We start from the raw sequence: 20,946 nt of genomic DNA on the forward strand, positions 1-20,946 counted from the left end.
TCCGAAGACGTTGATCTTTTCAACCGACGTTCCCGGGCGATTGAGAATCGCCCCTACATTTCTTGAATACCATCATGCATCATACCGTAGGGGCGATCCATGATCGCCCGAAACGTCGATCTTTTAACCGACGTCCCCGGGCGATTGAGAATCGCCCCTACAAGCCTAAATTAACATTCGTTTGGGAATCGCCCCTTTGAGCCTTAATTGGCTTTTATTTTCGTTGTCCTAAAAAAAGGCAATCTGGTTTGAAGCCGGCAGCTGGTTGAGGCAGCCCTGTTTCTCAAGGGTCTCGATGACCGCTTTGCCGACTTTGGTGCGGTTCTGCAGATCCTCCCGTGACATATAGGCCCGGACCTGGGCCTCTTCGAAGATTCGCTGGGCGGCTTTTTCGCCAATCCCATCCAAGGCACTGAGCGGCGGCAACAAGCTATCTTCTACAATCCGGAATTTGCTGTAGTGGGATTCATACACATCCACATTTTTAAAACAATAACCTCGGCACAGCATTTCATAGACAATCTCCAGCACTGTCAGCAGACCCTTTTCCTTGTTGGAAGCTTTTATTCCCACTTCTTTAATCTGGTTCATTTTGGCGACCACGGCGCCTTTTCCCTGGGTGACCAGCTGGGCATCAAATTCACTGGCCCGGACTGAAAAATAAGTGGCGTAATAAGCCAGGGGATAATACACTTTGTACCAGGCGATTCTAAAAGCGCTGGTTACATAGGCGGCGGCATGGGCTTTCGGGAACATGTACTTGATCTTTTTACAGGAATCAATATACCATTCCGGCACCTTGCAATCGCGCATCGCTTTTTCAAATTCCGGTGTCAGTCCCTTCCCTTTTCGAACCTTTTCCATAATTGTAAAGGCAGTTTTGGCTTCCAGCCCTTTGTCAAGTAAATAGAGCATGATATCATCTCGGGTACAGATTGCTTCTTTAATCGTCACCGTTCTCTGCTTGATCAGCTCCTGGGCATTATTCAGCCACACGTCGGTGCCATGAGATAATCCGGATATCCGGATTAAATCCGCAAAAGCGGTTGGTTTGGTGTCCAGCAGCATTTCCCGGACAAAACTGGTGCCGAACTCCGGAACCCCGCAGACGCCAAGCGGCGAGTCATAATCATCGTCTTTTAAATCCAGGGCTTTGGTGGATACAAAAAGACTCATCACTTTCTCATCATCCAGCGGTATTTTTACCGGGTCGATGCCGGTTAAATCCTGCAGCATGCGGAGCATCGTGGGATCATCATGACCCAGAATATCCAGCTTCAAAAGCCGTCCACTGATGGACTCATAGGCAAAATGGGTGGTGATGGTGTCGCTTTCGGTATCATCTGCAGGATGCTGCACTGGACAGAAATCATAAATGTCTTTGTAGGTCGGAACGACCATGATTCCGCCAGGATGCTGGCCGGTTGTTTTTTTGATTCCGGCACAGCACTTGATGACCCGTTCCAACTCCGCTCGCGGCACTTTTATTTCTTTTTCATCATAATAATTTTTCACAAAACCAAAAGCCGTCTTTTCCGCAATGGTTGAAATGGTGCCGGCGCGAAAGACTTTTCCTTTGCCGAAAAGCACCTCGGTGTAGTGATGGGCCTCAGCCTGATTATCGCCGGAAAAATTGAGGTCGATATCTGGCTCTTTATCGCCTTCAAACCCCAGAAAAGTTTCAAACGGAATTTCGAACCCGTCTTTTTCCATCTTTGTTCCGCAGTGGGGGCAGTCGGCGTCTTTTAAGTCGGGTCCGACGCCAACGTCAGCCGCATTGAAAAACTCGGAATGCTGACAGTTGGGACAGCGGTAGTGAGGGGCCAGGGGGTTGACCTCGGTAATCCCGCACATTGTTGCCACAAAGGAAGAACCAACCGACCCCCGGGAGCCAACCAGATAGCCGTCCTCCATGGAATGATGCACCAGTTTCTGGGCAATCAGATAAAGCACGGAGTAGCCGTTTCCGATAATGGAATCCAGTTCGCGGTTCATCCGTTTTTCCACGATTTCCGGCAGCGGATTCCCGTAAAGTTCCTGAGTTTTGTTTTCCACCATTGCTCTGATTTCGTCATCTGATCCTTCGATCACCGGTGGAAAGGTGTCGTCCGGGATCGGCAGCACTTCGTCCATTAAAGCGGCTATTTTTCGGGGATTATCGATGACCACAGCCCGGGCGGTTTCCTCATCCAGATAGTCGAATTCATCCAGCATCTCCTGAGTATTTCGGTAATACAGGGGCGGCTGTTTATGAGCATCTTTATAGCCCTGCCCGGTAAAGAGGATTTCCCGGTAAAGCGAATCTTCTTTGTTGACAAAATGAACATCCCCGGTGGCAACCACCAGTTTATTCAGACTTTTTCCCAAATCAATGATTCGTTTGTTTAAATCTTTAAGCGCCTCCTGATCGGGAACGCTGTTGTTGTCAATCAGGAACTGGTTGTTTCCCAGAGGCTGGATTTCCAGATAATCATAGAAATTGGCGATCTGCATAATTTCGGTTTTCGATTTATTGTGCATCATCGCCGTGAATAATTCCCCCGCCTCGCAGGCTGAACCAACTAGAAAGTTTTCTCTGTTTTCCGCCAGCAACGATTTTGGGATTCGCGGCTTTTTATAAAAATAATTGAGGTGGGTCTCGGATACCAGCCGATACAAATCTTTAATTCCCGCCTGGTTTTTAGCGTAAATAATGATATGATTGGTGGGATTGATGCGGATGCTTCGTTCCTGGCTGGAAAGGCTGTTTAATGTCTGAATCGATAGGCAGCCCTTCTTTTCTGCCAGACCCATGAGTTTGACAAATACTTTTGCCGAAGCGGCGGCGTCGTCCAAGGCGCGATGATGATTCTGCATGTCTATTTTAAAATGACTGCAGAGTTTTTTCAGGGTGTGCTTGGTGATGCCGGTCAGTAGGCATCGGGACATTGCCAGGGTATCCACGGATGTGCTATCCCGCTGAATACCATATTCCGCTAAGGCCGTGTTTAAAAAGCTCATATCGAATGAGGCATTATGGGCCACTAAAATAGTTCCATCGGCAAATTCCAGAAACTGTTTCAGTGCCGCCTCTTGTTCAATCCCGTTTTCGACCATTTGATTGGTGATCCCGGTGAGCTCGGTAATAAAAGGCGGAATTTCGCAGTGGGGGTTGACTAAAGCTGTAAAACTGTCGATGATCTGTTTGTTTTTTATTTTAACAGCGGCCATTTCAATGATTTTATGGTTTCCCGGAATCAAGCCGGTTGTTTCTAAATCAAAGAAAATAAACTCGCCGCAGAAGTCCTGATCCTGATCACCGAAAACCACATTGAGCTGATCTTCGACCAGATAGCCTTCCACGCCGTAAAGAACTTTGATCTTTTTCTTTCTTCCCAGCTCCATCATTTCCGGATAGGCCTGCAGAACCCCGTGGTCCGTTATCCCAATGGTATCATGGCCGAAATCAGCAGCTTGCTTCATTATTTTTTCAACCTTGCTTACAGCATCCATGGCGGAGAACTGGCTGTGCAGATGCAGTTCGACTCTTTTTACCGGCGCATCATCGGTTCGGATGGTTTCTTTTGAAAGATTGATATTCTTCGGATAAAACATCATTTCCTGGGAATAGTCATCATAATTGATTTTCCCTTCAATCAGATACCAGCCGCCTTCTCTGATTGCCTCAACAACTTCTTCTTTATCGGTGAATATTTTACAGGTTATGCTGCTGGTATCATCGGTTATGTTAAAGGTCAGCAGCGTTTTATTACTTTTTAATGGCCGGGTGTTGACCCCAAAAGCCCAGCCTTTGACGACAATCGTTTTTCCTTCAAATTCACTATTGATACTGAAGTCAACTTCTCGGAGCTGGTCGATCTGATTGATGATTCTCCTTCCCATCACCACATCGCCAGGCTTTTCCGCCTTTGACAATTTTGCGGTGCCGGTGCTGCTTTTGGGTGCCACCGGTTTAATGGTCGCCAAACGCTTCTGCAGATCCTGCTGACTTTTTTCGGTTACCGATTCCTCGTCGCTAAAACGAACGACCAGGTCGGCATCCTCCAGTCCATAGTTTTCCGCAATCAGACGTTTAAAGCGGCTCCGGAAAATGGTCAAAGCCTCCCCGTCGATTTCACCGGTGGATCGGCCGCGAACATAAAAGGTTTTTCTCTCTGCCATCAGGGTATTCACCAACAAAATCGCTGATATTTTGGAGTTGATCCCCATCATCAGCTGGGTGACGCCCTGAGCATCTGTTGAAAGCAGCTGTTCCCCATCCTGATATTGTCGGGGTGAAACTTCTATTTTCAGGGCTTTGGCATAATCGAAAATCTCCTCAAACGCGGTTTGAATGTTCTCGGTATCGGTTTCCTTTTTGGAACTGATAAACTTAAAAATCAATTCCCCTTGACTGGAATTGATTTTGATACTATCGGTCACCAAGTGATAGTCTGCTATTATTTTTTGATATCGTTCCTGACGTTGGGTTAACATACTCAATGAATTCGCCTCACATTTTATTTATTTCTTCCATCAGCACCGAGATGATTTCATCTTCTTTTAAACTTCTTATTATCTCGCCTTTTTTAAATAACACGGCTTTGTTTTTTCCGCCGGCTATACCAATATCCGCCGCCCGGCCTTCTCCCGGACCGTTGACGATGCATCCCATCACCGCGACTTTGATGTTTTTATCAACGCCGCGCAGGCGCTCATTGATCTCGGTGGCAATGCCGATCAGATCAATTTCCGTACGTCCGCAGGTGGGGCAGGAAATCACTTCGACCTTTTTTCTTTTACCTTCATACCGGCCAATGGCGCTGAGAATATCCCGGGCCACTTCAATCTCTTCCAACGGATCTCCGGTAATGGATACCCGGAGAGTATCGCCCAAGCCGTTAAGAAGCAGGTAGCCGATGCCCATGGCGGATTTTACCGCTGAGCTTCTGAGGATGCCGGCTTCGGTAATGCCTAAATGAAGGGGGTAATCATATTCTTTGGCAAAGCTTTCGTATGAGGCAATGGTAAAGCGTACATCGGATGCTTTCATCGACACCACAATATTGTCAAAACCTGCTTCTTCCAGCAGCTGAATGTGTTTTTGGGCTGACGCCACCATTCCTGCCGGGGTGGCGACGCCGTTATTTTTCGCCAGTATTTCTTTTTCCAGAGATCCGGCATTGACGCCAATGCGAATGGGGATCTTTCTTTCCGTTGCCATAGCCACAATTTCTCTGACGCCATTTGCCGAACCGATGTTTCCGGGATTGATCCGCAGCTTATCGACGCCATTTTCCATGGCGGTCAGCGCCAGCTGATAATCAAAATGAATATCAGCAACCAGCGGAATATGAATCCCTTTTTTTATCCCGGCAATGGCATTGGCTGCTTCCTGATCCGGAACGGCCACCCGGACAATATCGCATCCTGAAATCTCCAGGCCGATAATCTGACTAACGGTACTTTCGATATTTCGAGTGTCGGTATTGGTCATGGACTGAATCGCAATCGGGTTATCTCCGCCGATGGCCACCGAGCCAATCTGCACAACTTTTGTTTTTCTTCGTTTTTCCAACCTGTTTTCTCCTAAGCTGCCAACCGCATGATATCATTCACGGCAATGAGCAGCATCAATGCGATTAATGCCATGAAGCCGATAAAATTGATCATGTTTTCTGTTTTCGGGTTGAATTTCCGACGGGACACCAACTCGATTAAAATAATAAAAATCCGGCCGCCGTCCAGCGCCGGAATCGGGAAAAGATTGATGATTCCCAAATTGACGCTGAGCATGGCGGTAAATGCCAGCAGCATAATAAAGCCGCTGTTTAAATAAGTTCCCACCATGGAAACCATCCCAATCGGACCGGCGATGTCGTTAAGGGCAACTTGACCGGCGAACATCATAGCAAATGATTGAAAAATTAAACCGGCAAACCGCCAGGTGTTGTAAAAAGCGGTACCAACGGCGTCAAAGATATTGGTATGACCGGTAAACAGCGCGACGATAAATAAACAGACGATCGCAAAGATAATGTTCATCGCCGAACCGGCCACTAATATCAATAATTTCTGTCCCTTATTTTTTTCCTCAAAGCTTCGGGGATCAGGCAGGATGCTCGGATCCTTGGGAATGATATTTCCTTCTTCGTCGAACTCCGGTTCTTCGCCCCGCATTTTGCAGAATCCTCCAAAGGGCAATGCCCGAATGGAAAACAGTGTTTCTTTGCCCTGATGTCCAAATAATTTTGGTCCCATGCCGATGGCAAATTCTTCTACGAAAACGCCGGTTTTTTTAGCTACAAAAAAATGTCCAAATTCATGTGCGATCACTAAAATACAGATCATGAATATTGTAATCAGTATTGATATCAAATTCAAAATTTCACCTATGCAATTCCAATTGTAAATTTAGCAAAAATATAAATCAGGGGTAAGATAAACAGGGTACTGTCAAAACGGTCCAGTATCCCCCCATGTCCAGGTAAAATATGACTGTAGTCTTTTATTTTAGCTTTTCTTTTAATCATGGAGGCGGTAAAGTCTCCGCATTGACCGGCAATGCTTCCCAATAATCCCACCGCAAAGTACAAATACCAGGGTAAAACAAAATTGAAATAACTGCCCAGAATCGAGCCATAAAGAACCATGCAAAGGGCCGCGGCAACAATTCCCCCGACACAACCGGCGATCGTTTTTTTAGGGCTTATTTTGGGCGCTATTTTTCTGTTGCCAATGGCTTTACCAACAAAATAAGCGGCCGTATCGGTTGAAAAGGCAATCACAAATACCATCCATAAATAGAAAATCCCCTTGTTGATTGTTTCAAACATAAACAGATGACCAAACATCACCGGAACGTAGACCAATCCCATTAGTGTCGCACTTAACCGCTGAATGCCAACGCTGCCGGATAATATTTCATAACAGGCTACGGCAATAAATTCGATTAACAAAACCGATATCACCGAATAATAATCCAGCTTAATGGTGATGATTAACATGGCAGCTAAAATAACGATGAAGACGATATTTATTTTTGGCCGAATCAATCGGTTAACTGCTCCTGAATATTCCAGGATCCCAACAAGGGTCAGGAAAGAAACCGCAATAACCAATAAAATGCCCCCGGAATACAAGAAAAATACAAGCAGCGGAACCCCAATGACGGCTGTCCAGATACGCGCCTTCATCGAGTTATTTTCCTGTTTTCTGATTGCCTGTCTTCTGATTGCTTGTCTTCTATTTGACCGATCCATAGCGCCGATCCCTTTTTTGGTAACTCTCAATTATCTCGTAATAGCTTTTTTCATCAAAATCAGGCCAATAGATATCGGTGAAAAAGAACTCTGTATACGCAAACTGCCACAGCATAAAATTGCTAAACCGACCTTCTCCTCCGGTTCGAATGAGTAAGTCCGGATCCGGCTGACCTTTAGTATAAAGGCGATCACTGATGTCTTGTTCAGTCACTTCTTCTGGGGAAATGCCTGCTTTGATTATTTCTTTAACCGCATGAGTGATATCATCCCGTCCACCATAATTCAGCGCCACATTAAAAAGCAGACCAGTGTTTGCAGCGGTCGTTTTCATTGCATTTTCGGATGCTTCTCTTACTTTTTGGCCCAGCCCGGCTAAATTGCCGATGACATTAATTTTGACATTATTCTGGTTTAATTCGCCAATTTCTTTTCTGAAATATTCGACTGCAATGTTCATTAAACCGTCAACTTCTTCTTTACTGCGTTTCCAATTTTCTGTCGAAAAAGCATATACGGTGAGTACTTTTATTTCGGCATCTGAAGATGCCCGGACAATTTTCTTTAATGTTTTCATCCCGGCGTTGTGCCCAAATAAACGGGGGCGGTTTTTTGCTTTCGCCCAACGGCCGTTACCATCCATGATTATGGCTATATGCTCAGGCAGATTATCTTTATCCAGCTGACTTGTCATATTGCACCTCTATTTCTCTCATATTTGCAGTTTATCAATTTATCTTATTCTTTACTTACTAATTTTTACCTTTAGTTATTATATGCTATTTTTAGCGATTTGTAAATTCCATCACCAATCAATCCCGGGAAACAAGATTCATTTAAGACTTGAAATCAAGCATGATTGTCTGCAAAGTATCATACCGATCAATTGTTAATCTGTTGTATGCGCACATTTCGGACAAGCGATCGCCTGTTCGCCCTGAGGCAAACAACATGATATAACAATTGTCGGTATGATACTTAATCTGCAGTCTAAATTTCAGTTCTTTTTGCCGCTGCGATATATCGATACAGGGTGGGAACGGATATTCCCATGATATTGGCTAAATACCAGATGGTCCCTTTAACCGTAAAGGTTCCCATTTCATTTAATTTTCCAACGACGTCAATCTTTTCTTCTTTTGATAATCGTTTCATTTTCTTCGATAGATCTCTTGAAATATGATCGAGATTATTATCAACCAAAGCTTTTACATCAATGTTAATTTTTTCAGGACCCTTTTCGGCCTTGTCTTTGTCCAATATCGGCGGATTAATCATTTTATCTAAAATATTTCGGGCGGCAATCAAATCACGGCAATCCGAATTTAGACAAATCATGCCAATCAAGCTTTCATTTTCGTCTTTAATAAACCAGGTGGCGGACTTAATGGTTTCACTTTTATTGAATTTCATGGGGTCGTTATTCATAAAGGGTACTTTTTTATGTACTTCGCTTCGCAGTATTTTTAACGACACTTCAGTAATGGGCGCCCCAACTTCCCTGCCACTGATATGTCCATTGCGGATGGCGACCACGGAATGCTGCCAGTCAGTCAGATCGTGAAGAACTACTTCGGTATTCGCTCCCATGAACTCGGCAATAAAATCAACCAGGGAAACGTAGGTCTCCAGTTTTTTATTCACTTTTTGCCCTCTCTTTTTACTAATTTAGTCCTTGCAAAATTGCCGTTAGCTTCGCTGCCAGTTTACATCAAACAATTTTACTTAACTGCGATCGCTTCAATTTCAAAAAGCGCGCCTTTGGGGAGTGCGGCCACCTGAACACAGGAACGGGCCGGATAGTCATTTTGATCCTTGAAAAAATCTGCATAAATGGCGTTAACTGACACAAAATCGTCCATATCAGTTAAAAAAATAACGGTTTTGACAATATTCTTTCGGCTAAGGCTCGCACTCTCCAGAATACCGGCAAGATTATTCAAGCCTCTTTCCGCCTGTGCTTCGATGCCTTCTTCCAATATACCAGTTTCCGGGTTTAAGCCCAGTTGCCCGGATATATATAAGGTTTCTCCCGCTAAATAAGCGTGGGAATAGGGGCCCACTGCTGCGGGTGCCTGGTCTGAATTAACTGCTTTTTTATTCATTTTAATTTTCTCCTTTAAATTTATTTTTAAGATAAAGCATACTTTTCGATTGCGTGGGCAACCCCATCCTGATCAAAAGGCAGAGTTATCCGGTTTGCTATGGCCTTAACATCGTCCGATGCATTACCCACGGCCACGCCAAGACCGGCAAATTCGATCATTTGCAAGTCGTTATCACTGTCTCCAATGGCCATTATATTTTTGGGATCAAGCTTTAATATTTTACAAAGCTGTTTTAACCCATCACCCTTATTCGCTGAACGGTGATTTACTTCAATGTTGCCTGCCACCGCCTGAGTAATCATCACCCCATGAATTCGCGAAAATTTTTGCCAGAGGTTTCGGTGAATTTGCTCACTCAGTAAGGGAATATTGATTTTTTCGATTTCGGCAGCATGTTCAAAAGTAAAATCCAACATGTTATCCACCTGATTGGATTTATATTTGATAAATTTAACCTGATCCGGTGAAAAGTCATTAATTTTTTCTACATTTTCAAGATAGCGATTGTCACTGTAGGAATCACCCTTATAATAGACTTCGCAAAAAAGACCTCGGCGGGTAAGCGTTTGAATGATTTTTCTTACGCTTCCGGTCCCGATAAAATTATTACTGATCGCTTCGCCGGTATTTAAATTCATGACTGCTGCACCATTTGATGTCACGGCATAATTAATACCGGGGATACGAATAACCGATTCCGGCAGTTGCCCCAGAATTCTTCCGGTTGAAGGAACCACGTGAATTCCTTTGGCGATGGCATCTTTTAAGGCATTTTCTGTTCTTTGCGAAATAGACTTATAATCCTTTTGTAAGGTGGTTCCATCCATATCGAGTGCAATTAACTTTATATCCATTGTTTGTTCCAATCTTGTTTCTTATATTTTTTATTTAGTCTTCCATTTTTAATTCTAACATAAAAAAAAGGCTTTTCACAAGGTAAGCCTTTACAAGATTAATAAATTGTTTCTCTTTTAAGAACTCTCACCGGTTTATCTGAAAATGTCAGAACTTCATGGGCCAGCTGATTAATTTCCTCTTGATTGTGACTTACAAAAACAACAGTTCGTTTGTCCTGTTCCCAAATTTTTAGAAAATCTCCCATCAGCTTATTTTTTAACATCAAATCCAAACTGCTGAATGGCTCATCCATTAACAACAGTTCCGATGGATAAAGAAAGGCCCGGGCAATAGCAACCCGCTGTCGCATTCCCCCGCTGAGCTCCTGGGGATAATAGTCTCCGACGGTGTCCAGTCCCACCATTCTCAACATTTCGTCAATTTCTTTATCATGAGAGCCGCTCTTTTTTATGGATTGTCCTTTGAAAACAAACCGCAGGTTTTCCCGGATGGTTCGCCATGGCAAAAGACGGGGTTCCTGAAAAATATAGGAGATGGACGTTGGATTGATTCCTTCAATGGTGCCGCTATCCGGCTTTTCTAAGCCGCAGCAGAGATTTAGTAAAGTTGTTTTTCCGGCCCCTGACGGTCCTAAAATCCCGGTTATTTTTTTTTCCTGGAGAACGAGATTGAAATCATCGAAAATGATTTGATCGCCGTAGGATTTTTTTAAATTCTTTATGACAATTGACATTGATCGGCGCCCTTTCTTTTATTACGTTCAATAATATACAGCGTCACTTTTTCAATGATATAACTGCACATCACAATGACGAAGGTCCAGGAAAACAGCAGATCCGTTTCTAAATATATTTTTGAATAGTAAAGATTCATTCCCACTGAAGGCAGTGCATTGGCTAAAACCTCGGCGGTAACCGTGACCTTCCAACCCAATCCGATGGCATTCATCAAGGCTGATACGGCATAGGGTTTGACTGCGGGAATGTAGATATCCCGGATGATTCGCTGCTGTGAAACATTGTAAACTTTGGCCATTTGCAGGAGATTGTCATCGGTTGCATGGACCCCCTGCACCACATTGGTCCAAGTGACCGGAAAGCAAATAAGAAAGGTGACCACTAGCGGCACCACTCCTGAAGCGATCCATAAATTAATAAGAATGATGACGGATACCACCGGTAATGACTTAATGATGCTTACAAAAGGGTTCATAATCTCATAGAACGGTTTATTGAGTCCACCGATCAGGCCAAGTACCAATCCCAGTGCCACTGAAATAGTAACGCCTCCGAAGACACGCAATAAAGTCACCCCGATACTGACAAAAAACTTAAAATTCCCTGACAAGGTGATGATTCCTTTCAGGGTATCAAGGGGCGAAGGCAGCACCAGTGAGCTATCAACCCACCAGGCTGCTACTGCCCATAGGAGCACCCAGAAAAGGGCAACTCCTATTTTTTTTGCTATTTTTATTAGTGACTGTATTTGCTTATTTTGCAATTTTGTAGAAATCATCGCCAGGAACTTTCCCTCCAATGGATTTTGGATCAAATCCGGCTAGGATCGTGTAATATGAACTCAGCGATGCTTTTGCATCGGCGGCCGAAATATACACAATATTACAGTTTGGAATCGCTTTTTCCGCGAGCGCCGCATCAGCCATAACACCGGCTTTGACAATGTTTTTAGCACCATCGGCAGGATTATCATTGACATCTTTTACCGATTTTTCATAAGCTGCCATAAATTTTTCGACCAGTTTAGGATTGGCTTCAGCCCATTCTTTATTCACAACCACACAGCCCATTTCTAATTGCGAGCCATTGTTGGCATCGGCCCAGGCTTTTGTCACATCGACTGCGGTTACAATATTCGCTTTTTTTGATTCAATCGTGGTAACAAAGGGTTCTGGTATCATAGCAATCGTGGCTGCGCCGGAAGCCAATTGCGTGACTGCTTCACTATGTTCAGCTACCCAGTTAATGGTTACATCTACTCCTGGTGTCAGGCCGTTCTTTGCTAAAAGATAATTCAGTACATATTCAGGCGTTGAACCCTGTCCGCTGGCGACAATTGTTTTTCCTTTAAGATCTGCTATTGTGGCAATTCCTTCTGATTGATCAGCAACCACGTAAAGCACGCCTAAGGTGTTAACCGCACCCAGAATAACTTTGCCTTCGGTTTTATTGTACAGCACTGCCGCTGAATTTGTTGGCAGGGCAGCAATTTGGAAGTCTCCGCTAATGACACCCGCCGTTACTTGATCCGGTGCGCTGGATACGGTAAATTCAGTGGTGACATTTGTTCCAAGATCTGCTCCATTGGCAATCATTTCCGCCATCCCCATTCCAGTCGGTCCGGCAAGTGCAGCGACCTTGACAGTTTGCGGTTCTGCCGGTTTTGACTGACAGGCGGTTAAGCCGAAGCAGAACACCAGCAAACAGCCAAGTAAAACCATCCATTTCTTATTTTTCATTTTCTTTTCATCCTTTTCCTTAAATTCTTATTTGATACGGTTAGTCTCCAGTAAAAAACCTTCCTGTTTTAGAATAGGAAGGTTGTAAGCAAAATCACCTGTTTACACAGGTTTTTAGTTTTGAACTCATCCCTTCCAAATCAGAATTTCTTTTCTGTCAGGTAAACGGTATCACATTTAATTGAATTCATTCTAACATGAAAAGAATTAAATTAAAAGAAAAAGAAGGTGGAAAATTTTGATTCCCGCCTTCCTTGTTTTTAGACATTGGCAATAAAGGGTGTTGCTGTCGTTCCTGGGGCATCTTCTCCCCTGGGTACTATCTGAATTTCAATGGCTTCCAAACGGTAGCAAAAACCAGCGGTTCCAGCGGGTTCGCCATTCTTTGCCCAGCCCATCCAGCCGACATTCTCGGCATGGACTCGATAATAAACATCAAATTTTTCGGCGTCAGCGCCAGATAATTTAATTTTAATCGCTTCCAGCCGCAGTGCTTGTCCCACTGTGCCACTTAAATTTCCATTAGAGACATAATCCTGCCAGCCGATATTCTCGATATGGGTGCTGTAGTCTATTCCGACATTATAGCCCTGATTATCCAAATTAATTTTGATCGCTTCCAGCCGCAGTGCTTGTTCCACTGTGCCACTCAAATTTCCATTAGAGACATAATCCTGCCAGCCAAAATTCTCGATATGGGTTTGATAAGAACAGCTGATCATTTTTTGAATGTTATAATTGGCGATGCTTTTCGTTACGATTTGACCTTCCGCATCTTTTACGTCAACTGACAGTGTATAGATTCCCGCTTCAGACGGTTTGAAATTAACCGTATTCGACTCCGAATAATCCTGCAAAACCGTCGTCGTATTTCCTAATTGATCGTAAAATTTATACTGATAGGGAGGATTTTCTCCACTAGCTTGTGCTGTTAAATTGATGCTTGTATTTGCATACTGTCCTGAATCTTTATCCGCACTAAAAGAATCGATATTTATGGCTCCCAAATCTTTTTCGACAATATATCCACCAATTCTGGTGTCGCTCACGTCATTCCAATAACCAGTTTTTGAAATTTCAAGATAGTTTTCGTTGCCGTTATTATTATCAGGCTGCCCTGGCAGCCATTTTGTGATGCCAAAAGGCTCACCGGTAACCCATCGATAATTGCCTTCCTGTCCCTGATCGGTTCCGCCAATAAAATAATTGTCTCGTCCGGCATTACTGACCATACTTTTGACTAATGCTTGCTCTTCCAGTGATGTGATTGTTACTAGATTTCCACCTAATGCCTCAGCTTCTTTCTCAGCTTCTGGCCAGGTCAGAGCGTCATTGAAAAGCAAGTATTTATGGCCATTAAGCACTTCTTTTTTAATAATACTGCCATCATTTTCGACATCAACACTTACTGGATAACAGGTAACATTTCCAAACTTATCATAGCCATAGATATGGGTCGAATATTCTCCTCTTTCACAATTATGATCCCAATCCCTTACTGTATAACTAACGATATCCCCTTCAATTGCGCTGCTTGTTGTCATGCTTGAATACCATGTCAAGCCGACATCATCCTGGCCATTGGCATTGGTCCAGGTTGGAAACTGGACCCGATCGATACCTGAATCATCGCTTACCTTGCATTTCACCGTATAGCCTAAAGAGGACACATTCAAAACCTCCACATCGGTTATCGTCGGAGGCGTTGAATCAATGGTTGTTCCGGTCGGAACTGTTGTACAAAGCCCGTTTTTATCATAGGCATAAACATGAACAATGTAATCTCCTCTTTGATTACCATGGTCGCTGTACAGAATCCGGCAGCTGGCAGTATTGCCGTTAACGGTTCCATTCTGCCAAACCAGGTCATCCTGACCGCCTGCTTCCGTCCAGGCTGGAAACATGACCCGATCGATACCGGAATCATCGGAAACATTGCAGGTTACCGTAAATCCTTCGCCATTGACATCCGTAATCTGGATATTGGATACCGTCGGCGGGGTCGTATCCGTCGGCGGATTAACAATCGGCGGGGTATCGTCAAAATCGCCGAGATAAATATAGCCCTGAAATCCTCCTACGGATGATGAATCTTCAGATCCGATGGGGTATGAATAATTGCGAAATAGAAAACCACTCCATGCTGATTCTGAAATGGTAACCTGGTTTCCTGAAATTGCCTCAACAACCGCAACATGACCACAGGTACTGCCATTCCAGCAGACAATGGCGCCCAGTTTGGGAGTATTTCCGGAAGAATAAATACCTTTACTCAAATTGTAATCCCACCACTGGTTGGCGTTTCCGGTGCTCAAATTGGGTTTGCTCCCTAACAGCTCATAGGCTCTTCCCCAGGCATAGGCGGTGCAGTTCGGCATTCCGTAGCCTGATTGATAAAAAATATTGTTTGCATAGAAATATGAATTATCCGTGCCCGGTGCCGTTAACCTTGGCAGAAACAAAGATGCCGTTTTAATCGTTGTCGCTACCGAATCTGTTGCATTGTCTTTATCCGTAGCCGTATCCCCTGGCAGCATTTCACGGGTAATCACATTTCCCGATGCTTCGCTAACATCGCTTGTCACTGGATTGTCTTCTATAACAGAAGCTTCTTCAGCAAATACTGTAACCGTAAAAAATCCAAAAGATAGCATCAAAACAAAACAGAGACACGTCCTTTTTAAAAAATATTTTTTCATATACCCCTCCTGCTGTTAATATTTCACGATTTCTTGACAAGCAACGATCGTAAGTTTTTTGTACTAAAATTGTTTACAATTTGTTAATATAAATTTTACACCCTGAAAGCTGTTTTGGCAATGTTTAATTTCGTAATATTCTCAGTATTTTAGGCAATAAAAAAGCAGCTTTCTTTTTAAGAAAGCTGCTTTTTTTATTTATTTTTGAAATAAGACTGTTACAAGTTATGACTTCTAAGCCTTAAACATTCTGTACAAATGTTTGGGTCACATCAACTGGTGTCGTATCGGCTGGAACAGAATCACCGTGAGGCACTATTTGAATCTCAATGGCTTCCAACCGGTAACCATAACCAGCCGTTCCTGATTCTTCACCGTTCTTGGCCCAATCCAACCAGCCGAAGTTTTCCGCATGAACCCGATAATATATATCAAATTTTGAGGCATCAGCGCCGGTTAAATTAATTTTGATCGCTTCCAGCCGCAGGCATTGTCCTACTGTGCCGCTTAAATCTCCATTAGACACATAATCCTGCCAGCCAATATTCTCGATATGCGTACTGTATGCTACCCCGACATCATATCCTTGATTATTGACATTGATTTTTATGCCTTCAAGACGTTTTGACTGCCCTGATGTACCGCTTATCTCACCGTTTTTTTTCAAATCCTGCCATCCGATATCCTGAATTTGGGTTTGATAAGAAGCACTTACGCTTTTTAGTGCACTATTATCTATCGATTTTACAATTACTCCAATTGGAGCTGCCGAGCTAAGCCCGGCCTTATCATAGGCATAAATGTGAACCGTGTACGCGCCGCTTTCGTTGTTATGATCGCTGTATAATATTCGACATTTAGCAGTGTCACCATCAATTGTTCCTTTATTCCAAGTTATATCATCCTGTCCATTCGCATCTGTCCAGGTCGGAAACATCACATAATCAATGCCCGAATCATTGTCCGAAACATTACAGGTTACCGTAAATCCTTCAGCATCAACATCGGTAATCTGCGCATTGGCTATGGTCGGCGAGGTTGTATCGGTATAGAAATCATTAAGATAGATATACCCCTGGAATCCTCCCACCGAGGTGGCGTTTTCTGAACCGATTGTATAGGTATCAGTATCAAATAAACAACCACTCCAACTTGATTCTGAAATGGTGACTTTATTTCCTGAAATTGCCTCAACAACGGCTACATGTCCACACTCACTGCCACCCCAGCAGGCGATTGCCCCCAACTTGGGCGTACTTCCATAGGCATAGATGCTGTTATCCAAATTATAACTCCACCATTGATTCGCATTATATTTGCTTAAATTCGGTACACTTCCCAACAGCTCATAGGCTCTTCCCCATGCATAGGCGGTACAGTTCGGCATTCCGTAACCATTCTGATAATAAAGATTATTTTCATAATAATAGGCATTATCCCTGGTCGGTGCGGTAAACCGTGGCGTAAATGAAGATGCCGCTTCAATACTATTTGAAGTCGTCACGTTTTCTTCGTCTAAAGCACTTATATTAACAGTTCCTGAAGCTACATCTCCGGGAAGCATTTCTCGGGTAACAATATTATCATTGGCTAATACACCAGCCGGAAAAATTGCCAGCGCTAGGAGCAGTACAATACAACCACCCAACCTTTTAGAAAACCACTCTATCATTTCATCCTCCTGTCTTTATTATCTGCAAACATCTATTATTTATTAATCGTATTATTTTTGTGTATTATTTGTAAATTTATTATTTTCTCTTATTATACCTACTGAAGTGACTAAATTCAAGGAATTTTTAAATATTTCCCGATTGCTAACGGCTTTTTCGGCAATGCACTTTCTTTTTTTATCAAGCACTTGGCAGACAAACAAAAAAAGGTGAGAAAATAAATTTTCTCACCTCGGTCGGTCAACATGCCGTCAGCGGCTTTTGTCCCGTTTATTCGATTGATTTCAGGGATTCCACCATACTGATGCGTTTGATCATCGGTGTCATGACAATATTGACAATAAATGTAAATGCCAGGGTAAATAAGATGGAATACAAATAACTTGTCCAGTTGATGCCTCGCCCAAACATGGCAATATCGGTTTCCACGGTATTGATGATAAAGGTGTTAAGCAACACCCCCAGAAACAATCCAACAAAAATTCCAATGCATGAAAGAACGATATTCTCCCTGAAGATATAGGTGTACACCTCACTATCGTAAAATCCCAACACGCGAATGGTGGCAATTTCCCTGACGCGTTCCGAAATATTAATATTGGTGAGATTGTAGAGCACCACCGTGGCTAGTGCCCCGGCTGAAAGAATCATCACTACCACCACAATGCTGAGGCTGCTCATGCTGTCATTTGACGATTTGACAATATTGCCGGTGAAGTTGACATTCACCACGCCGTCTTTTTCCAGCCAATCTTTGGCGATGGCATTTTCAAGATCGGTGGATGTGTTGGGAATATTAACGTAGGCGATGTTGACTTTTAAGGGTTCACCGTACACCCTTTCATAAACTTCCGGAGACAGATAGATATAGTTTTCCAGATAGTTTTCGGTGATGGCCCCCAGGACCACCTCATGACTTTGATCATCATTGTAAATCCGGATGGTATCGCCCACTGAAAGTCCCAGATCACTGGCAATTTTTTCCGATATGACGGCTCCGGCCTTATTTAGATCAATCGCTGTTCCTGATTGCCGGTTCTGCAGATGGATAAAGTCTTTAATGGCTTCCGATGTTTCAGGCACAAATAAATAGGCTGACTTTTCAACGTCACCGCCGACTTTCTCAATTTTCATTTTGGATTGATACGCCAGCATGTTTTCACTGAAACGGCTGTCATTGTTGAGCAGTTCTTTAAATGCTGCCTTATCTGCCAGTGTTTCTTCATTTTTTAAAGCAATATAGCCATCATAGACCGAGATGTTGTTAAACTGCCGTGGAATCATGGAAAAAATAGCATCATGGAGACCAAAGCCGGCAAGAATCAAGGCGGTGCATCCCGCAATGCCGATAACGGTCATAAAAAAGCGGCCCTTGTAGCGCATTAAATTTCTGGCCGTGACTTTTTCAATAAAGCCCAGGCGTTTCCAAATAATGGGTATTTTCTCCAGAAAAATGCGTTTTCCAATTTTTGGTGCTTTCGGCCGCATCAATTCGGACGGCTGTTCTTTCAGTTCAATATAGCTAACTATCAGCGCCGCTGAAACAGTGCATAAAATAGCCACTAAACAACTGATAATAATGGGAATCCAGGGCGGCGATATCACCAAACTTGGAACTTGATAAAGGAGTCCATAGGCACCGGCGATTAGATACGGCAGGGTATTAATTCCGGCTACCAAACCGATTGCTGAGCCTATGACAGCGGCCAGCAGGGCATAAATGATAAATTTTGAGGCGATTTGACTATGTTTATATCCTAAGGCTTTCAAAGTTCCAATTTGAGTCCGCTGCTCTTCCACCATTCGTGTCATGGTTGTAAAAGAAACCAATGCGGCTACGAGTAAGAAGAATAGCGGAAAGACACCAGACATATTGTCGATTCGCTGGGCATCTTCTCCATAGCTGGTATAGCCGGGATTGTCGTCCCGGTTGAAAACATACCATTTTCCAAACTCAAGATTTCCGACATCGGCTTCCGCTTTTGCCAGCGTTTGTGCAGAGTTGGCAAGTTCCGTCTCGCCAACTGCTTTTTGCGCTTCCAGCTGGGCTTCCCCCTCATTTAATGATGCCCAGCCTTGATCCAATTGGGTTCGTGACGAAGCTAGGGTATTCAGTCCATCTTCTTTACCTGCTTCAAAAGCCGCGATGCCGTCGGCCAGCTGTTGTTTGCTGTCTGCCAGAGCAGCCTTCCCGGCGTTGAGTTTATTGTAGCCGTCATTTTCACCCTGTGACAGCGCCGCTTCGCCGGATGCCAGTTCGTTTTCTGCCTGGGTCAGCTGGTTTTTTAATCCGGCCAGGGTCCCCTGGAATTCATCAATTGAATTAATGGCAGCTTGTACTTGTGCTTCCGCCGCATAGGCTGTTGTCAGCCCTTCCTTGACGACACCGATTTGGCTGTCAATATCTGCCAGCTGGGCTTCCAGCGCGGCTAACTGAGCGGCATAGTCCGGTGCGGCGGGATCCAGACTGGCTATCTGGGCTTCCACCCCGGACCTGGCGCTTGCTAATGATGCCAGGCCGGCTTCACCCTGGGCTATCTGCGTCTGAACTTCCGCCAGCTGTGCTTCTAAGGCCGGCAATTGTCCGGATGGGTCCTGAGCTTCCATTTTGGCGATGGCATCCTTTAATTGCGCGATACCCTGTCGACCTGCTTCCAGTTTGGCTTCACCGGCCGCCAGCTGTTGCTGCAACGTAACCGCGCCCTGGTCAAGGTCGGCTGCTCCCTGGGTAATCTGATTCTGAGCATCGGCCAGCTGGGCTTCAGTGTCGGCAATTTTAGTATGATACTCATTCCAGCCCGCGTTTAATGATGCTTCGCCGGACAGCAATTGATTTCTGGCATCTGCCAAACTGGTTTCCCCTTGATCGATGCCTTCCTGAAATTGGGTCACACCGTCATTATATTTGTTTCGCCCTTCGGCCAGTTTTTCCTGGGCTTTAGCCATGATGTCGGCATGATTAATTTCCAGCTGCTGAGTCCCCAATGCTGCAAAGGCATCCTGAAGACTACTCATAGCATCCGAATATTCGGTCGAAAATGCGGACACGCCGTTGGCTGAAGCCGTCGATAAAACATAGACCTCGGTGTATCGTTCAAAAGCGAAGTCTGATGTCGGCACAAAACCGTAATAGCTAATTTTACCGCTGCCGATCGTCGTGTTTCCCCGTTCAATGGATACATACTGAGGGGACCTTACAAAGCCCACAATCGTGAAGCTGTCATTTTTCAGGGAGTCTGACAACGGATCATTTCCAGCTTCGGCAGACAGCTTGATGGTATCCCCTAATTGATAAGCCTCATTGGAAACCATCGCATTTTTTTCGTCCCGGGGTTCTTCCAATACAATTTCACCAGCATTTTCGGGCATCCGTCCTTCAATCAGGAGGGGCTGATTCAGCTCCTGGTTATCCTCTAAGGCCAGGAGTTTTATGACCGGTCGTTCCTCTCCTCGCTCAATGATGGCATCGGCCGAATAACTGGGCATTACCTTATCCACCCCTGGGGTGTTTTTAATGGCTTCCACATCGGAATCTTGAAAACCATAGGTGGAGACGAGGCGAATGTCCATCAGCTGCTGACTTTGATAGTATTGGTCAACGGTGTATTTCATGCTCGGTCCGGTTGACTTGATCCCGACAAAGAAACAAATCCCCAATGCGATAATGACCACAATCGATAAAAAGCGATTCCGGGATTTTTTTATTTCTCTAAAGGTGTCTTTTTGCAATGCTTTCATTTTCATTTCCTAATTCTAATTTTATTTCACTCATACCTGTTTCATATACCTGATAATTCAGGCCTGTAGGGGCGATTATCAATCGCCAGCAAACATCTATCTATTACACTTACGTTTCCAGGCGGGTAATACCCGCCCCTACGAATCAAACTG

General features: G+C 44.1%; 14 protein-coding genes. All 14 read right to left on the reverse strand.

Features of this window, described 5'->3' with window-relative positions; all coding sequences use genetic code 11:
- Positions 1-228: 228 nt before the first annotated feature.
- The 14 genes from FZC41_RS05235 to FZC41_RS05300 all read right to left on the reverse strand — a co-directional run bounded on the left by FZC41_RS05235 (position 229) and on the right by FZC41_RS05300 (position 20,793).
- Complete coding sequence (locus tag FZC41_RS05235) at positions 229-4,476, reverse strand: PolC-type DNA polymerase III (protein WP_243136662.1); 4,248 nt, start codon at positions 4,474-4,476, stop codon at positions 229-231.
- A gap of 16 nt (positions 4,477-4,492) precedes the next feature.
- Positions 4,493-5,557: a flavodoxin-dependent (E)-4-hydroxy-3-methylbut-2-enyl-diphosphate synthase gene (ispG, locus tag FZC41_RS05240; RefSeq protein ID WP_148566350.1), complete on the reverse strand. Its 1,065-nt coding sequence runs from the start codon at positions 5,555-5,557 to the stop codon at positions 4,493-4,495.
- An 11-nt stretch (positions 5,558-5,568) separates the two neighbouring features.
- Positions 5,569-6,363, reverse strand: a complete 795-nt coding sequence (locus FZC41_RS05245) for a M50 family metallopeptidase (protein ID WP_148566351.1) — start codon at positions 6,361-6,363, stop codon at positions 5,569-5,571.
- Positions 6,364-6,371: 8 nt separating this feature from the next.
- Positions 6,372-7,241 (reverse strand): phosphatidate cytidylyltransferase, encoded by an 870-nt coding sequence (locus tag FZC41_RS05250; protein WP_148566352.1) that lies wholly within the window; start codon positions 7,239-7,241, stop codon positions 6,372-6,374.
- Entirely contained in the window at positions 7,225-7,935 is a 711-nt protein-coding gene (locus tag FZC41_RS05255; protein WP_148566353.1) for an isoprenyl transferase, read from the reverse strand. Before FZC41_RS05255 ends, FZC41_RS05250 begins: the two co-directional genes overlap by 17 nt.
- A 296-nt stretch (positions 7,936-8,231) precedes the next feature.
- Positions 8,232-8,885: a helix-turn-helix transcriptional regulator gene (locus FZC41_RS05260; RefSeq protein ID WP_148566354.1), complete on the reverse strand. Its 654-nt coding sequence runs from the start codon at positions 8,883-8,885 to the stop codon at positions 8,232-8,234.
- A gap of 77 nt (positions 8,886-8,962) precedes the next feature.
- Complete coding sequence (locus FZC41_RS05265) at positions 8,963-9,346, reverse strand: RidA family protein (protein ID WP_148566355.1); 384 nt, start codon at positions 9,344-9,346, stop codon at positions 8,963-8,965.
- 26 nt (positions 9,347-9,372) lie between these two features.
- Positions 9,373-10,203: a Cof-type HAD-IIB family hydrolase gene (locus tag FZC41_RS05270; RefSeq protein ID WP_148566356.1), complete on the reverse strand. Its 831-nt coding sequence runs from the start codon at positions 10,201-10,203 to the stop codon at positions 9,373-9,375.
- Between the two features lie 98 nt (positions 10,204-10,301).
- The gene (locus tag FZC41_RS05275; protein WP_148566357.1) at positions 10,302-10,940 is read right to left on the reverse strand and encodes an ABC transporter ATP-binding protein; all 639 of its coding nucleotides are present in this window, start codon (positions 10,938-10,940) and stop codon (positions 10,302-10,304) included.
- Positions 10,925-11,722, reverse strand: coding sequence for an ABC transporter permease (locus tag FZC41_RS05280; RefSeq protein WP_148566358.1), 798 nt, complete (start codon positions 11,720-11,722; stop codon positions 10,925-10,927). Before FZC41_RS05280 ends, FZC41_RS05275 begins: the two co-directional genes overlap by 16 nt.
- A complete protein-coding gene (locus FZC41_RS05285) occupies positions 11,697-12,683 on the reverse strand; it encodes an ABC transporter substrate-binding protein (RefSeq protein ID WP_148566359.1) in 987 nt (328 codons plus the stop codon). Before FZC41_RS05285 ends, FZC41_RS05280 begins: the two co-directional genes overlap by 26 nt.
- 260 nt (positions 12,684-12,943) lie before the next feature.
- Positions 12,944-15,382 (reverse strand): GBS Bsp-like repeat-containing protein, encoded by a 2,439-nt coding sequence (locus tag FZC41_RS05290; RefSeq protein WP_148566360.1) that lies wholly within the window; start codon positions 15,380-15,382, stop codon positions 12,944-12,946.
- 241 nt (positions 15,383-15,623) lie between these two features.
- Positions 15,624-17,054: a GBS Bsp-like repeat-containing protein gene (locus tag FZC41_RS05295; protein ID WP_148566361.1), complete on the reverse strand. Its 1,431-nt coding sequence runs from the start codon at positions 17,052-17,054 to the stop codon at positions 15,624-15,626.
- Between the two features lie 271 nt (positions 17,055-17,325).
- A complete protein-coding gene (locus FZC41_RS05300) occupies positions 17,326-20,793 on the reverse strand; it encodes an FtsX-like permease family protein (protein ID WP_186855127.1) in 3,468 nt (1,155 codons plus the stop codon).
- Positions 20,794-20,946: the final 153 nt, after the last annotated feature.

It is taken from the genome of Acetobacterium paludosum (genome assembly GCF_008086595.1).
In the GTDB taxonomy this organism is placed as follows: Bacteria; Bacillota; Clostridia; order Eubacteriales; family Eubacteriaceae; genus Acetobacterium; species Acetobacterium paludosum.

Coding starts and splice junctions, on each gene's coding strand:
- FZC41_RS05290 (WP_148566360.1), bottom strand. CDS start 15,382: ATGAAAAAATATTTTTTAAAAAGGACGTGTCTCTGTTTTGTTTTGATG.
- FZC41_RS05275 (WP_148566357.1), bottom strand. CDS start 10,940: ATGTCAATTGTCATAAAGAATTTAAAAAAATCCTACGGCGATCAAATC.
- FZC41_RS05280 (WP_148566358.1), bottom strand. CDS start 11,722: ATGATTTCTACAAAATTGCAAAATAAGCAAATACAGTCACTAATAAAA.
- FZC41_RS05250 (WP_148566352.1), bottom strand. CDS start 7,241: ATGGATCGGTCAAATAGAAGACAAGCAATCAGAAGACAGGCAATCAGA.
- FZC41_RS05265 (WP_148566355.1), bottom strand. CDS start 9,346: ATGAATAAAAAAGCAGTTAATTCAGACCAGGCACCCGCAGCAGTGGGC.
- FZC41_RS05295 (WP_148566361.1), bottom strand. CDS start 17,054: ATGATAGAGTGGTTTTCTAAAAGGTTGGGTGGTTGTATTGTACTGCTC.
- FZC41_RS05255 (WP_148566353.1), bottom strand. CDS start 7,935: ATGACAAGTCAGCTGGATAAAGATAATCTGCCTGAGCATATAGCCATA.
- FZC41_RS05300 (WP_186855127.1), bottom strand. CDS start 20,793: ATGAAAGCATTGCAAAAAGACACCTTTAGAGAAATAAAAAAATCCCGG.
- FZC41_RS05285 (WP_148566359.1), bottom strand. CDS start 12,683: ATGAAAAATAAGAAATGGATGGTTTTACTTGGCTGTTTGCTGGTGTTC.
- FZC41_RS05235 (WP_243136662.1), bottom strand. CDS start 4,476: ATGTTAACCCAACGTCAGGAACGATATCAAAAAATAATAGCAGACTAT.
- FZC41_RS05270 (WP_148566356.1), bottom strand. CDS start 10,203: ATGGATATAAAGTTAATTGCACTCGATATGGATGGAACCACCTTACAA.